This window comes from Mumia sp. zg.B53, assembly GCF_019550935.1.
In the GTDB taxonomy this organism is placed as follows: Bacteria; Actinomycetota; Actinomycetes; order Propionibacteriales; family Nocardioidaceae; genus Mumia.
On sequence record NZ_JAHWCK010000001.1, the window covers coordinates 490,696 to 505,167 of the forward strand.

A 14,472-nucleotide genomic window follows, 5' to 3' on the forward strand; every position below is an offset into this window, starting at 1 on the left:
ACTCCTTCGGGTTCACATCGTTGTGACTCTCTGCACACTACTTCCCTGCCTTCGAGAGGCCGCCTGCCATGATGGCCCGATGAAGCTGCACGAGATCTCCGAGTACCCCGGCGCCACCCCCGACCAGGTCTTCGCGATCATCCGCGACGACGAGTTCCGCGCGCAGGTCTGCGAGAAGATCCACGCCCTGGCGTACGAGGTGACGGTGGACGACGACGGCGATCAGGTCCGGGTCCGCATCGATCGGACCATGCCGGCGGAGATGCCCGACTTCGTCAAGAAGCTGACCGGCGAGACGGTCGAGGTGCGCCAGGTCGAGGAGTGGGGACCCCCCGCTGCCGACGGCGCCCGTCGCGGGACGGTCCGTCTCACGATCAAGGGCCAGCCGGCGACGATGAACGGGACCACGGCCATCCGGGCGACCCCCGACGGGTCGGAGCTCGTCGTGGAGGGCGACGTCAAGGTCGCGATCCCGCTGATCGGCCGCAGGATCGAGCCCGAGGTCGCGAAGGCCATCACGGCGGCCCTGCGCGTGGAGTCCTCGCAGGGCCGGGCGAGGATCGCCGCCGAGGCCTGACCCGCGGTCGCGCGTCACCGGTCTCTCAGACACCGATCCACGCGGCGATCGCCGCGGCCCCGGCGCGCTGAAGCAGAGCGGGCGCCTCGGCGATGCAGCGTTCGAGGTCGGCCTCGAGCTCCTGGAGCGCGTGGACGCCCGCGAATCCTGCCTGCCGAGCCTGCGTCTCGGACAGCGTCGTCCGACCGCAGACCACGACCACGGGAACGCCCTGGCGCGCAGCCCTCGCCGCCACGACGGCGGGGGCCTTGCCGCGCAGCGTCTGCTCGTCGAACGACCCCTCCCCCGTGACGACGAGGTCGGCACCGGCCAGAGCGGCGTCGAGACCCACGAGGTCGAGGACGAGCTCCGCCCCCGAGCGGGTCTCCGCACCCAGGACCGACAGCGCGGCGAAGCCCACACCACCCGCGGCGCCCGCGCCGGGCACCTGGCGCAGGTCCCGTCCCGTGACCGATGCCACGACGTCGGCCCACCGGGAGAGGCCCCGGTCGAGCACCTCGATCTGCCCCGGGCGCGCGCCCTTCTGCGGCGCGTAGACGGCGGCAGCACCGTGCGGGCCGGTCAGCGGGTTGTCGACGTCGCAGGCGACCACGAGGGTGGTCCCGCCGAGCCGGAGGCCGTCGAGATCGACCGACGCCACCTCGGCCAATCCGACCCCACCCTCGGGCACGAGGGCCCCCTCGCTGTCGAGCAGGCGCGCACCGAGCGCACTGAGCATCCCCGCGCCGCCGTCGGTGGAGGCGCTGCCGCCGATGCCGACGACGACCTGGGACGCGCCGTCGGCGATCGCCGCCGCGACGGCCTCGCCGAGGCCACGCGAGCTCGCCGTCATCGGCGCGGGCGGGCCGTCGAGGCGCACCAGCCCGCAGGCGTCGGCCATCTCGACCACCGCCTGGTCGCCCCGACGCGCGATCGTGGTCGACACCGGCGTGCCGGTCGGGCCCGCGACGGTCACCGGCACGGGCCGCCAGCCGCTTGCCAGCGCGGCCGCCACGGTCCCGTCGCCGCCATCGGCAACGGGCAGCTCGACGACCTCCACGTCCGACCGTCGCATCCCCCGTGCCAGTGCTGCCGCGACACCGGCCGCGTCGAGCGAGCCCTTGAACTTGTCGGGTGCGACGACGACCCGTGTCACAGGTACGGCTCGACGAGCTCGACGTAGCGGCGCACCGTCGTCGCGACGACCTCGTCACCGTCGGCGGCCCAGACGTCGGCGTTGAAGATCTCCACCTCCACGTCTCCGGCGTAGCCGGCAGCGGCGACGGCCCGCGTGAACGCCGCGAAGTCGACGTGTCCGTCGCCCATCATCCCGCGCCCCAGGAGGTTGTCGGCCGGGACCGGGGTGATCCAGTCGCACACCTGATAGGCGACGATCCGATCCCCGGCGCGCTCGATCTGCTCGGTGACGCCGGGCTCCCACCAGAGGTGGTAGGTGTCGACGACGACACCGACCTGCTCCACCGGGTGCTCCTCGGCGATGTCGAGCGCCTGGCGCAGCGACGAGACCACTCCGCGGTCGGCCGCGAAGATCGGGTTCATCGGCTCGATGCCGAGCCGGACGCCGCGCTCCCCCGCGTACGGCGCCAGCCGGGCGATCGCCTCGGTCGCCCTCTCCCGCGCGCCGGCGAGGTCCTTGCTGCCCTCGGGCAGCCCTCCCGGCACGAGGACGAGGGTCGGGGCTCCCAGTGCGGCTGCCTCGTCGACTGCGGCCACGTTGTCGGCGTGCGCGGTCTCGCGCGCCTGCGGCTCCTCGGCGGTGAAGAAGCCCCCGCGGCACAGCGACGACACCCGCAAGCCGCTGTCGGCGACCCAGCGGGCGACGGTCGCGAGCCCGACGTCGGCCACCGGCTCCCGCCACAGCCCGACGGCGCCGAGGCCGGCGGACCGGGCCCCGTCCAGAGCCTCACGCACGGACCACTGCGCCGTCGTGCGCTGGTTGAGGGACAGCCGCGCGAGCCGCGGGTCTCCTGGAGCCGGGGTGTCGAACCGCGCGGCCCGCCCGCTCGGTACGTCGAGGAACGCCGTCATCGACGAGCTCCGGCGGTCTCGAGCAGCAGGTTGAGGCGGTACGCGGCGAGGTCGGGGTCGGGGAGCAGCCGGGCCTCGTTGGCCAGCGCGAACACCTCAGCGAGATGGACGACGCTGCGGGCCGACTGCAGGCCGGAGACCATCGAGAACCCGGGCTGGTGACCCGAGAGCCACGCCAGGAACGCGATCCCCGTCTTGTAGTAGTACGTCGGGTTGCTGAAGAGGTGCCGTGACAGCGCGAGCGTCGAGGCCATCTCGGCGTCGTACGTCGCGAGGTCGCCGTCGTCGAGGGCGCTCAAAGCCGCGGACGCCGCCGGCGCGACGGCCGCGAAGGCGCCAAGGAGGGCGTCGGAGTGGTGGGTTCCGTCACCGCGGATCAGCTCGGGGTAGTGGAAGTCGTCACCGGTGTAGAGGCGCACTCCCTCCGGGAGCGCCGACCTCAGCGCGACCTCGTGGTCGGCGGACAGGAGCGACACCTTGACTCCGTCGATGCGATCGGCGTGGTCGGTGACGAGCTGCACGAACGTCGCCGTCGCCGCGTCGACGTCGCTCGATCCCCAGTATCCGGCGAGCTGCGGGTCGAACGCCTCACCGAGCCAGTGCAGGATCACCGGTCCGCCGACCTGACGAAGCACGACGTCGTACACGGTCAGGTAGTCCTCGGGCGAGCGCGCGACCGCGGCCAGCTGGCGCGAGGCCATGACGATCACCTGTGACCCGGCCCCCTCGATGGCCGCGACCTGCTCCAGATAGGCATCGGTGACCTCGCCGAGCGTCCGGAGGACGCTGCGGTGGTCGGTGCCGGCCCCGGAGGCGATCCGCGCACCGGCCTCGTGCGCCTGCTCAGCGCTGCGGGTGACCAGCTCGACGACCGCCGGCCAGTCGAGTCCCATGTTGCGCTGCGCGGTGTCCATCGCCTCGGCGACACCCATCCCGAACCGGAAGAGGTGCCGCCGGAACGCGAGCGTGGACTCCCAGTCGATCGCGGCGGGGGCCCCCGGGACGTTGTCGCCGTACGGGTCGGCGACGACGTGCGCCGCTGCGAAGACCGCGCGGCTGCGGTACGGCGCCGGGTGCTCCGGCCACGCCCGCGGCGCCCGGAGCTCGACCCCCTGCCAGCTGCCGTCGGCCCGCGGGAGAGCCACGGTGTCGCGTGTGGCCGTCATGCGATCGCCGCGACGTCGACCGTACGACCTGCCTGCGACGACTCGAGGGCCGCGTCGACGAGCTGAAGCCCGCGGACGCCCGACCACAGGTCGTGGCGGTGCGGACGTCCCGCGTGCCAGTCCAGGAGGAACTCCTCCCACTGCGCGCGGAAGCCGTTCGCGAACTCCTCGTTGTCGGGCACGTCGGCCCACTGGTCACGGAAGACCTCGTCGGTGGGGAGGTCGGGGTTCCACACCGGCTTCGGCGTCTGCACCCGCGACTGCACCTTGCAGCCGAACAGCCCGGCGACAGCCGAGCCGTCGGTGCCGTCGACCTGGAACTCCACGAGCTCGTCTCGGTGCACGCGGACCGCCCACGAGGAGTTGATCTGGGCGATGATCCCGCCCTCGAGCTCGAAGATCCCGTACGCCGCGTCGTCCGCGGTCGCCTCGTACGGCTCGCCCTTCTCGTCCCACCGCTGCGGGATGTGCGTGACGGCCCGCGTGGTCACCGAGCGGACGCGTCCGAGGATGTTCTCGAGCACGTAGTTCCAGTGGCAGTACATGTCGAGGACCATGCCGCCGCCGTCCTCGGCCCGGTAGTTCCAGCTCGGCCGCTGCGCCGCGATCATGTCGCCCTCGAACACCCAGTAGCCGAACTCCCCGCGGACCGACAGGATCCGACCGAAGTAGCCCGCGTCGACCAGTCGCCGGAGCTTGAGCAGGCCCGGCAGATAGAGCTTGTCGTGGACGACACCGTTCAGGACCCCGGCGGCGTCGGCGGCGCGGGCGATCTCGACCCCTTCGCCCACCGTCTGCGCGATCGGCTTCTCGGTGTAGATCGCCTTGCCGGCCGTGATCGCCTTCAGCAGCGACTTCTTGCGCTCCGACGTGACGAGCGCGTCGAAGTAGATCGGGGCACTCTGGTCGGCCAGCGCCTCGTCGACGTCCACCGTCCACTCCGCGATGCCGTGCCGGTCCGCCAGCTCGGCGAGCTTGTCGGCGCTGCGGCCGACGAGGACCGGCTCGACCTGGAGACGGCCGCCGTCGGGCAGCTCGACGCCGCCCTCATCCCGGATCGAGAGGATCGACCGGAGGAGGTGCTGCCGATATCCCATCCGGCCGGTGACGCCGTTCATGATGATGCGGACGTTCTGCGATGCCATCGGCTTCACCTGTTCCTGGAGGGATTCGTGGTCGGGACGGACGCCGCCGGAGCAGGATCGCTCGGTCGTCCGCCGAGGTAGAGCGCGCTCAGCTGCGGATCCGCGAGCAGCTCCGGCGCAGGTCCCGAGATGTGGACCCGGCCGAGGTCGAGCACGCAGCCGACGTCGGCCGTCTCGAGCGCACGGCGAGCGTTCTGCTCGACGAGGAGGACAGCGATCCCCGCGTCGCGCATGCGCGCCACCTGGTCGAACACGGTGGCGGTCGTCTTGGGGTCGAGACCCATCGACGGCTCGTCGAGCAGCACCACCTTCGGGCTCACCATCAGTGAGCGCGCGAACTCGACCTGCTTCTGTTGCCCGCCCGAGAGCAGGCCGGCGAGCTGCTTCCAGCGCTCACCGACGATTGGGAAGAGCGACCGGACGAAGGCGACGCGCTCGGCGACCGTGGCCTTGTCGCGCACGGTGAACGCGCCCAGCATGACGTTCTCCTCGACCGTCATCTCCCGGAACACGCTGTGCCCCTGGAGGACGTGCGCCAGACCGGAGGCCAGCATCTGCTGCGGACCTCTGCCGGTGACGTCCTCGCCGTCGACGACGATCGAGCCCGACCTCGGCGCGAGCAGACCGCTCGCGACCTTGAGCACGGTCGACTTGCCGGCACCGTTGGGGCCGACCAGGCACACCACCGAACCGGCGGGCACCTTCACGGTGAGGCCGCGGAGGACGAGCGCTGCTCGCCCGTACCCGGCCTCGATGTCATGGAGCTCCAGCAGGTAGTCAGACACCGAGATACGCCTCCAGCACACGAGGATCGGACTGGATCTGGGAGGGAGGTCCCTCAGCGATCGGCCGACCGCGGTCGAACACGATGACGTGGTCGCTCAGGCTCATCACCATCTCCATGTTGTGCTCGACGACGACGAACGTCCGCCCCTCCGCGTTGAGCTCGCGGATGAGGGTGCCGATCCGGCCGATCAGCGCCGGGTTCACCCCGCCCGCCGGCTCGTCGAGCATGATCAGGTCCGGCTCGGCCATCAGGACGCCGGCGAGCTCGAGGAGCTTCTGCTGGCCGTACGAGACGTCGGCGGCCTCGGAGTGCTCGAGGTGGTCGATGCCGACCCGCCGCAACCAGTGCCGGGCCCGCTCGATCTCGTCGGTGTCGCGCGCGCCCTTGAGCAACGAGCGGAGCCCGTGGGTGCGGTGGGCGACGAGGACGTTCTCGAGAACGGTCATGCGGGGGAAGATCCGGCACAGCTGGAAGCTGCGTCCGATCCCGGCGCGGGCGATCCGGTGCGGCGAACGGCCGGTGACGTCGCTCCCGTGATAGGTCACCGCCCCCGAGTCCGGTCGGATCATGCCCGTGACGCAGTTGAAGAACGTCGTCTTGCCCGACCCGTTGGGACCGATCAGGGCGTTCACCTTGCCCTCGTGGAACGTGACGGTGGCGTCGTCGACGGCCTTGACGCCTCCGAACGCCTTGCTGAGCGAGACCGTGGCGAGGCTCTCGCGGGGAGGTGCGGCAGTCGTGGTCATCGCGTCGCCTTCTCTCGGGGGTGCGGTCGCTCGTCGTCGTCCCGCTCGAGCAGCTCCGCGGCGGTCATCTCCCGGATCGAGCTGCGCTCCGGCGTGAAGCGGTCGACGAGCTTCATGCCGGCGGGGATGATCCCGTCGGGCATGAAGAGGACCACGACGGCCAGGAGGAGCCCCGTGGCGACGAGGTGGAACTGCGTGTCCCCGAACTCGAGCTTGAAGTACTCCAGCGCGGTGCCGACGATGAGCGCCCCGAGGAGCGGGCCGTACAGCTGACGGACGCCGCCGAGCAGCGCCATGAGCACCATGTACGAGCCGATCAGGATCGAGAACTGGAACACCGGGTCGAGGTCGCCGAACCACAGCGCGTACATGCCGCCCCCAAGCGCGGTGAAGAACGCCGACACGACGTAGACGACGAGCTTGTAGGCGTAGGTCGGGACGCCGAGCGCCTCCGCCTTGTCCTCGTCCTCGCGGATCGCCTTCAGGCCCATGCCGAACCGGCTGCGGTCGATCAGCCACCAGGCGAGGAGCGTGACCGCGAGGAGCGCCACGAAGAGATAGAAAAACGTCTCGTGGTGCTCCGGCCGGAGCATGTCGGGGAACGGCCGCGGGACCACGAGGCCGTTGGAGCCACCGGTCAGCGAGCTCCAGCTCTGGAAGACCAGGAGCATGATCAGCACGAGCGCGATCGACACGATCACGAACGACGCGCCCCGCACCCGCAGCGCTGCCCAGCCGACCGGGACGGCGAAGAGAGCGACTCCGACCCCGGCCAGCGCCCACGCGACGAAGCTCGGCATCTCGAGCCGGGTGATCAGCAGTGCCGTTCCGTACGCGCCGAGCCCGAAGAACGCGGCGTGGCCGAGCGAGATGTAGCCGGTGAAGCCACCGACGAAGTTCCAGGAGGTCGAGAGGACCGCATAGCTGAGCACGACGATGCCGGCCGACAGGATGTAGGGGTTGGCCGCCCATCCCGGGAAGGTCAGCAGCGCCGTGGCGCACGCGGCGAACGCGAGGGCCTTGGCGACGAGGGTCCGAGAAACACGGGCCCGAGAAGCGTCGGCCTTAGAAGCGCTGGGCTTAGAAACGCTGGGCAAGACGACCTCCGAAGAATCCTTGCGGACGCAGCATCAGCGTGGCGAAGAGTGCCACGTAGAAGATGGTCTGCGCCCACGTCGTGCCCATCGGGATCTGCAGCAGGCTCTGGCCGATCCCGAGCACCATCGCGGCGATCGCGGCCCCGGGGATGCTCCCCAGCCCGCCGACCACGATGATCGCCATCAGCGGGCCGATCCAGTGCCAGTGCAACGACGGGTAGATGGTGGCGTCGAGCGACAGCGCCGTGCCGCCGATCGCCGCCGTGGCCAGACCGAGGCCGAAGCCGTAGCCGGCGACCCGGTCGGTCTTGATGCCGACCAGCTGGGCGGCGTCCCTGTGCTGGATGGTCGCGCGCAGCGACTGGCCGAAGCGGGTGTGCTTCATGATCACGTACAGCGCGGCGAGCGAGGCGACGGCGAGCCCGAACGTGATCAGCTTGACGACCGCGAAGCGGGCACCGAAGAGCTCGAGGCTCGCACCGCTGTAGTCGAGCTGGATCCGGCGCTGGGTGCCCGAGAACGCGAACCCGAGCAGGCCCTCGATCGTGAGGGCGATCGCGAACGTCAGGAGGACCGACATCATCGTGAGCGTGACCGGGCGGAGCCGGGCCACGAGCAGCCGCTGCATGAGCACGCCGACACCGAAGAACAGCGGGACGGTGATGAAGAGGGAGAACAGCGGGTCGATGCCGGTCTCCCGGTGGAAGTACCACGCGAGGTAGGCGGCGAGGATGAGGAACGCCGAGTGCGCGATCATCACCACACGCATGATCCCGAAGTAGAGCGTGAGCCCGGCCGCCAGGAGGGCGTAGAGCCCTCCCAGCAGCACACCGAGCACCAGGCTCTGGAAGATGAGGGCGCCATCCATCAGGACGTCACCAGGCCGGCTTCGGGAAGACGATGTCGGCTTCCTTGACGTCCTCGGGGAGGACGATCTTGATCTGGCCGTCGACGTACTGCTGGATCATGTGGGCGCCCTGGGGCCTGCCCGCCTCGTCCCAGCTCAACGGTCCGACCACCGTGTCGACCTCGTTGTCACGGAGCCAGTCGATGAGCTCTTTCTGGCAGTCGCCCTGCTCCGCGCAGCCGACCGCCTCGACGGCGGCAGCCACGACCTGGCCGGTGGTGTAGGCGTTGGCCTCGTCCTCGCCGGGCGGGGTGCCGTTGCGCTCGGTGTAGCTCGCGACGAACTCCTTGTTGGTGGGGATCGCCGCCTGCTCCGTGTAGCCGGTGGGCGACAGGATGCCCTCCGTCTTCGCACCGATCGCCTCGGGGAACTCGGGATTCGTCGGCGCGGTCGAGAACGCGGCCAGCTTGGGCTGGTAGTCGAGCTGCTGCAGGGCCACGATCAGGTTGACCGCGTCCTGGTACTGCGTGCCCCCGACGACCATGTCGGCGTTGGAGCTCTCGATCTTGGCCGCGATGCTGCTGAAGTCGGTGGTGTTCGGCGGATACTTCTCGTCGACGACGGTCTTGACGCCCGCGGCCTCCATCTTGTCCTTGAGGCCGTACGCGGTGCCCATCGCGAAGGGGTCGTCCATCGCCGCGTACGCCGCGGTCTTGGGCCGCTTGTCCGCCGGCAGGGCCTCGATCCACTCCGCCAGGTAGTTGTAGTGGTCGTCCGCGACGGCAGGGGCCGCGTAGAAGAGGTTGTCGAATCCCTGCTCGAACACCTCGGGCGCCGCGCCGGCGGGCTCGACGAACAGCATCCCGTACTCGTCGGCGACGCGGGCCGCGGGCACGACCAGGCGGGTGGAGAACGGACCGAACACGAGGTCGACCTCGTCCTGCGCGATCAGGGACTCGTAGTCCGCGACGACGCGGTCGGCATTCGACTGGTCATCGAGGATCTTGAGTTCGACCTTGCGCCCGAGGAGTCCACCGGCGTCGTTGACGTCGGCGGCCCAGGCCTCGTACCCGCGCTGGACGCCCTTGCCGGGCTCGGCGAAGTCACCGGTGAGAGGGAGCGAGACGCCGATGGTGATCGGGCCGTCCTCGTCGCCGCCGGAGTCTCCATCCCCGCCGCAGGCCGTGAGCGCGAGGGTCGCGGCGCCGAGCAAGGCGCCGATTCGGATGATGCTCGTTGTCTTCGTCGACATTGACGCTCCTACGATTCGAGGTCCGCGTGTCCGGGGGGCCGCTGTAAGCGCTTTCGTAAGCGCTTTCGTAGGATAGACATGGGTGAACGCGTGTGGCAAGAGTCACAGCACTGGTCGTTTCTGAGGGGGACATCCGGATGGCGAGAGTTCGATCCGCGCCGCGGCTCGTCGACGTGGCAGAGCGCGCGGGAGTGTCGCTCGCGACCGCCTCGCGGGCACTGGCCGGCCGCGAGGGCGTGAGTCCGGGCGTGGCCGAGCGGGTCCACCAGGTCGCCGACGCCCTCGGGTACGTCGTCAACGCTCACGCACGCTCCCTCGCGGGCGGGTCGGCGTCGGTGGTCGGGCTGATCGTGCACCAGATCGACGACCCGTACTTCTCCGAGATCGCCGCAGGCGTCATCTCGGTGGCCTACGACAAGGGCATCACGGTCCAGATCTGCCACTCCGCACGCGACCCGGAGAACGAGCTCCGCCAGATCCGCAGCCTGATCGCGAACAACGTGCGGGCCATCATCGTCGCCGGTTCCGGCTACGTCGGTGACGGAGTCGAGGCCGCCGCCGAGCGCGAGCTTGCCGCCTTCCAAGCCAATGGCGGCCGTGTCGCCGTGATCGGCCGGCACGCCCTGCGCGCCGACGCCGTGCTCCCCGACAACGAGGACGCGGGGGCCGCACTCGCCGAGCACCTGGTCGGCCTGGGGCACCGCCGGATCGCGATCGCCGCCGGCACCGTGAACCTCACCACCGTGGTGGACCGCCTCGCGGGGATCGAGCGCGCCCTCGCCGGGAACGGCATCGAGCTCGACGACCTTCCACTGGTCGAGGCCGAGTTCACCCGTGACGGAGGCGCGTACGCCGCCGAGCAGATCGTCACGCAGCACCCTGAGACAACCGCGGTCATCGCCCTCAACGACGCGATGGCCATCGGGGTCCTCGCCGTCCTGCGCACCCGCGGCGTCACCGTACCGTCGGAGATGTCGGTGGCCGGGTTCGACGACGTCTCGGTCGCGGCCGACCTCGCCCCGAGCCTGACGACGGTACGCCTGCCGATGACCGACATGGGAGCAGCGGCGCTCGAGATGGCGCTCAAGGATCCGTCGTCACGCCCTCGACGTCGCCACACCGGCCACGAGCTGATGGTCCGGAGCTCGACCGGTCCGGCGCGGGCATGACGGGAGGGCGGCGGGTCGACCGCCGCCCTCCCGGTCACGTCACCGCTCGACGCGACGGAACTGCTGGTTCACCTCCAGCTTCGTCAGGGAGCTGTCGAGGAACATGAGGCTGTCCATGCGGCAGTTGCACGGATTCCGCTCGGAGCCGTCCTGCGGGAAGCTGCCACCGATCTTGATGCCGCGGGGGTTGGTCGCCGACGTCGTCTCCTCCCCCGGTGCGCTGTTGCCCCAGGGATCGTCGGTCCGGGTGTAGAAGCCCGGGATCGGCCTGCCGTTCTTGTAGAGCGCCATCGTGCCGTTGGCGTAGTCGAACGTCGCGGCGAGGTGGACCCACTCACCCTGCGGGAGCAGGGTGCGCCAGTCCTCCGACGCGGCGAACGTCTGCGACGCCCCGGTGTCGACGCGGCGTCCGAGGGCGACGAGCCGGAGCTCGCCTCCGACGTCGATAAGCTCGAGGAGGGCACGGACGCCGTGGCCGTCGGAGTTCCCGGCCAGCACGCCGGCCAGCCCGACGGCGTTGTACCGGTCGTCCGGGGCGGGGGTGTTGGTGTTGAGCGACGGGTTCTCGCCGGTCATCTTGAACCAGCCCATCACCGTGGTTCCCTTGACTCCGTTGAAGCGCGACAAGGACTCCACACCGTCGGCGTCGTCGTCGTACACGCCCGCCTTCCACGCCAGCCGACCGGTCACGGGATCGGCGTTGCGGATCTGGAGCGAGCGCCTGCTGCCCCGGAACGCGCCGTCCTTGACCCTCATGTCGGAGCCGCCGTTGATCAGGTCGATGTCCGTGCCGGACGGACCACGGTCACGCTCGACGTCTCCGCGAGGGCGCTCGAAGTCGTAGTGCGAGACGAGGTACGGCGACAAGGCCGGGTGCACGTCACGATCGCGCGTGATCTTCTTGGTCCCGACGATCTTCCAGATCTTGCCGTTCGCCTTGGCGAGCAGATAGAGCTCGTCGTCGCCGTCACGACCGAGCCGCAGGTCGACACGACGGTCGCCCGCCAGCACCGGCGTCGTCACCTCGTTGCCACGCTCGTCGAACAGCGTGAGCTCGTGGATCTGGGCCGACGGCTTGCCACGCCGCATCTCGCGGTTCTCGGTGTACATCACCCGACCGTCCACGAGGTCGGCGAAGAGGTACTTGTCCCGCAGCTTGGGGACGTCCCCGCCTCGATAGACGAAGCCGCCGCTCACGGCGTGTCCGACGTCGGCACCGCACGGGAAGCCCGGCGGCGGGTTGTGGTCGTACTGAGCGACCGGGTAGGTGTAGCCGTTCTCGGCGTCGTCCTCCGGCAGCGGGTAGAGGTTGCAGCGGTCGGCCTCGTCGAACAGGAACGATCCCTCGCGCTCGCTCCAGCCCGCGTTGTCACCGGCGCGGAGATCGTAGATCGCCTCGACGTCCTTCTCGCCGATGTGGCCGAGGAGCAGCCGATGCCGGCCACCGGTATCCCAGCTGAACCGGTGCGGGTCGCGGAAGCCGTACGCCCAGATCTCGCCGATCGCGCCCGGGGTCCCGACGAACGGGTTGCTGGGCGGGATGCCGTACTTCCCGTTGTCGCTGTCGGAGCCCTCGGGATCGATCCGCAGCAGCTTGCCCTGGGGTGTCGCCAGTCGCTGCGGCTCGTCGCCGTTGACGCCGACGCCTCCGTCGCCGGCCGCGACGTACAGCAAGCCGTAGTCCTCGTCACCGCGTTCGGCGGTCGGGTTGAACTCGATCTGCTGGATCCCGTGGATCCGGGTCGCGAAGCCGAGACGCAACACCTCGCGGTGCGTGCCGCTGAAGGTGCGCGCCTTGGGATCCGCGGCCGTCCACTCCGTGATGACCCCGTGGAAGGCGGTGTTGGGCTGAGGCGTCAGGTCCGGCGTCTTGGTGGTGAGCGCACCGAACGCCTCGGTGTGGACGGTGTAGAACTTCCCGTTCTTGCGGAACTCGGGGTGGTAGGTGACGAAGCCGAACCCGCTGCCCATGCCCGCACCGGAGAAGAAGTCAGGGCCGACCTCCGCCTTGACGTCGAGGTACGGCGTCGGCGGGCCGACCGTGCCACGCTTCCCCCTGCCGCGCGTGAGGTGGTAGAGCGTGCCGTTGAGATCGGGGACGGAGAGGCGCCGAGAGCCGTCGGGGATCTCGCCGAGGTAGTTGATGCGCGCGTGCCGCATGAGGCGAGGGTCGGTCGGGGCGGGCGTCGGCTCCGACTTGGGGAACTGGGCCACCTCCTTGACCACCAGGCCGAAGTCGGCCATGACCGGCTCAGGGAGGGGGTCGGTGAGAGGTGCAGGAGGCGCGGGATCTGCCGCGCCCGCGGCTGTCGTGGTCGTGGTCATCGTCGCTGCGACCAGTGCGGCCGCGGCGAGGAGACTCCACCTTCGCTGGGTCATTCCATCCACCGTCCGTGTCGTCAGAGGGTTTCTCGGACAGCCCGAGAGCCGGCGGCAGGAATGTGCGTCCTGACGGCCCGGATCCCCGAGAGACGTGCTGGAAGCGCTTTCGTAAACGCTTTCGTGAACGGTAGGCGTATGACGTACATCACGTCAAGATAGGTCTCCGGCTGACCCCAGGCGCCCGAAAGCGGGCCTTGACGGAGGACGGCGGCGAGGAGGATCGTTCGGTCCCTGGCGCTCCTGGAAGCGCTTGCGCCGCCCGCTGCGCCGCGGGAGGCTCCGCCGCGTCGAGGGAGATGTCATGAGGATCAGAACTGTCCTGGCGGGCGCCGCCGCCCTGCTCGTGGGTGCCACCGTGCTCGCTGCCTGGCCCTCGACCGCCGACCGGGGCGGGCCACGCTGGGCGGTCGACGACGACAGCCGCGCCGACTACGGCGTCTGTCGCGGCACCGATCCCGGGTGCTACCACGACTGGGAGACCGCCTTCAAGACCGATGGCGTCGACCGGGTGCTCGTCTACAGCGCCACCGGCGTCTCACGGCACGCACACCTCGGCCCTCGCCTCGCCCCCGGGATGAACCCACCGCTGACCGACGCCCACGTCGCCCAGCAGGCGATGCGCCGCTGGGGTACGGAGCACGGTCTGAGCGTCGACTGGACCGAGGACGTGCTCCAGCTCGACTCCCCCGGCAAGCTGCTCCGCTACGACGCTGTCGTGTTCCTCAGCAACTCGCGCGACATCCTCGACGACGCGGCGCAGACCTCCCTGATGCAGTACGTGCGTGCCGGAGGCGGGTTCGTCGCGGTGCACAACACTCTGGGCGCCGAGTACCACTGGCCGTACTTCCAGGGCCTTCTCGGCGGCGCCGCCTTCTATGACCACGGGCCGTCACGCAACGGCCACGTCGAGAAGACGAGCCGTCGCGACGTCTCCGTCGCCGACCTCCCGAAGCGGTTCGTGCTCAAGGACGAGTTCTACAACCTCGTGCCCTTCCCGACGGGGGTCCGCATCCTCGCCGAGGTCGACCCCGACACGCTCGAGGGCGGCGGGAAGGGCTTCAACGGGCACCCGGGGCATCCCGACCAGCACCCGGTCACGTGGTGCCAGTACTACGACGGGGGACGCGCCTGGGTGACCTCGCTCGGCCACGAGGTCGCGCTCTGGCGTGACGGTGACGGCAATGGGGACGCCGACGAGCAGGCACGCCTGTTCAAGAGCCACGTCGTCAACGGGCTGCTCAGCACGATGGGCAAGAAGGCGTTCTGCCGGGCGTGA

13 protein-coding genes are annotated in these 14,472 nt (G+C 70.2%); 3 read left to right on the forward strand and 10 right to left on the reverse strand.

Going from position 1 to position 14,472, the window contains the following annotated elements:
* The first annotated feature begins 79 nt into the window (after positions 1–79).
* On the forward strand, positions 80–577 hold the full coding sequence (locus KV102_RS02485; RefSeq protein WP_220341851.1) for a DUF2505 domain-containing protein: 498 nt from the start codon (positions 80–82) through the stop codon (positions 575–577).
* Positions 578–602: 25 nt separating this feature from the next.
* Here the strand turns inward: KV102_RS02485 and KV102_RS02490 are convergent, their stop codons facing one another.
* The 9 genes from KV102_RS02490 to KV102_RS02530 are packed head-to-tail and all read right to left on the reverse strand — an operon-like array spanning position 603 to position 9,645.
* Positions 603–1,712, reverse strand: a complete 1,110-nt coding sequence (locus KV102_RS02490) for a glycerate kinase (protein WP_220341852.1) — start codon at positions 1,710–1,712, stop codon at positions 603–605.
* Entirely contained in the window at positions 1,709–2,605 is an 897-nt protein-coding gene (locus KV102_RS02495; protein WP_220345213.1) for a sugar phosphate isomerase/epimerase, read from the reverse strand. The genes KV102_RS02490 and KV102_RS02495 overlap by 4 nt, the downstream gene beginning before the upstream one ends.
* Positions 2,602–3,771, reverse strand: coding sequence for a dihydrodipicolinate synthase family protein (locus KV102_RS02500; RefSeq protein ID WP_220345214.1), 1,170 nt, complete (start codon positions 3,769–3,771; stop codon positions 2,602–2,604). Before KV102_RS02500 ends, KV102_RS02495 begins: the two co-directional genes overlap by 4 nt.
* Positions 3,768–4,916: a Gfo/Idh/MocA family protein gene (locus tag KV102_RS02505; protein ID WP_220345215.1), complete on the reverse strand. Its 1,149-nt coding sequence runs from the start codon at positions 4,914–4,916 to the stop codon at positions 3,768–3,770. Before KV102_RS02505 ends, KV102_RS02500 begins: the two co-directional genes overlap by 4 nt.
* A gap of 5 nt (positions 4,917–4,921) precedes the next feature.
* The gene (locus KV102_RS02510) at positions 4,922–5,701 is read right to left on the reverse strand and encodes an ABC transporter ATP-binding protein (protein ID WP_220341856.1); all 780 of its coding nucleotides are present in this window, start codon (positions 5,699–5,701) and stop codon (positions 4,922–4,924) included.
* A complete protein-coding gene (locus KV102_RS02515; RefSeq protein WP_220345216.1) occupies positions 5,694–6,449 on the reverse strand; it encodes an ABC transporter ATP-binding protein in 756 nt (251 codons plus the stop codon). The genes KV102_RS02510 and KV102_RS02515 overlap by 8 nt, the downstream gene beginning before the upstream one ends.
* A complete protein-coding gene (locus KV102_RS02520) occupies positions 6,446–7,546 on the reverse strand; it encodes a branched-chain amino acid ABC transporter permease (protein ID WP_255560549.1) in 1,101 nt (366 codons plus the stop codon). Before KV102_RS02520 ends, KV102_RS02515 begins: the two co-directional genes overlap by 4 nt.
* Complete coding sequence (locus KV102_RS02525) at positions 7,530–8,414, reverse strand: branched-chain amino acid ABC transporter permease (protein ID WP_220341858.1); 885 nt, start codon at positions 8,412–8,414, stop codon at positions 7,530–7,532. The genes KV102_RS02520 and KV102_RS02525 overlap by 17 nt, the downstream gene beginning before the upstream one ends.
* A 7-nt stretch (positions 8,415–8,421) precedes the next feature.
* Complete coding sequence (locus KV102_RS02530) at positions 8,422–9,645, reverse strand: amino acid ABC transporter substrate-binding protein (protein ID WP_220345217.1); 1,224 nt, start codon at positions 9,643–9,645, stop codon at positions 8,422–8,424.
* A 137-nt stretch (positions 9,646–9,782) separates the two neighbouring features.
* On the opposite strand from KV102_RS02530, the gene KV102_RS02535 reads away from it, so the two are divergent.
* Complete coding sequence (locus tag KV102_RS02535) at positions 9,783–10,814, forward strand: LacI family DNA-binding transcriptional regulator (protein WP_220345218.1); 1,032 nt, start codon at positions 9,783–9,785, stop codon at positions 10,812–10,814.
* Positions 10,815–10,853: 39 nt separating this feature from the next.
* Here the strand turns inward: KV102_RS02535 and KV102_RS02540 are convergent, their stop codons facing one another.
* Positions 10,854–13,193 (reverse strand): PQQ-dependent sugar dehydrogenase, encoded by a 2,340-nt coding sequence (locus tag KV102_RS02540; RefSeq protein ID WP_220345219.1) that lies wholly within the window; start codon positions 13,191–13,193, stop codon positions 10,854–10,856.
* 304 nt (positions 13,194–13,497) lie between these two features.
* Between KV102_RS02540 and KV102_RS02545 the strand changes: the two genes are divergently transcribed.
* Positions 13,498–14,472, forward strand: coding sequence for a ThuA domain-containing protein (locus KV102_RS02545; protein ID WP_220345220.1), 975 nt, complete (start codon positions 13,498–13,500; stop codon positions 14,470–14,472).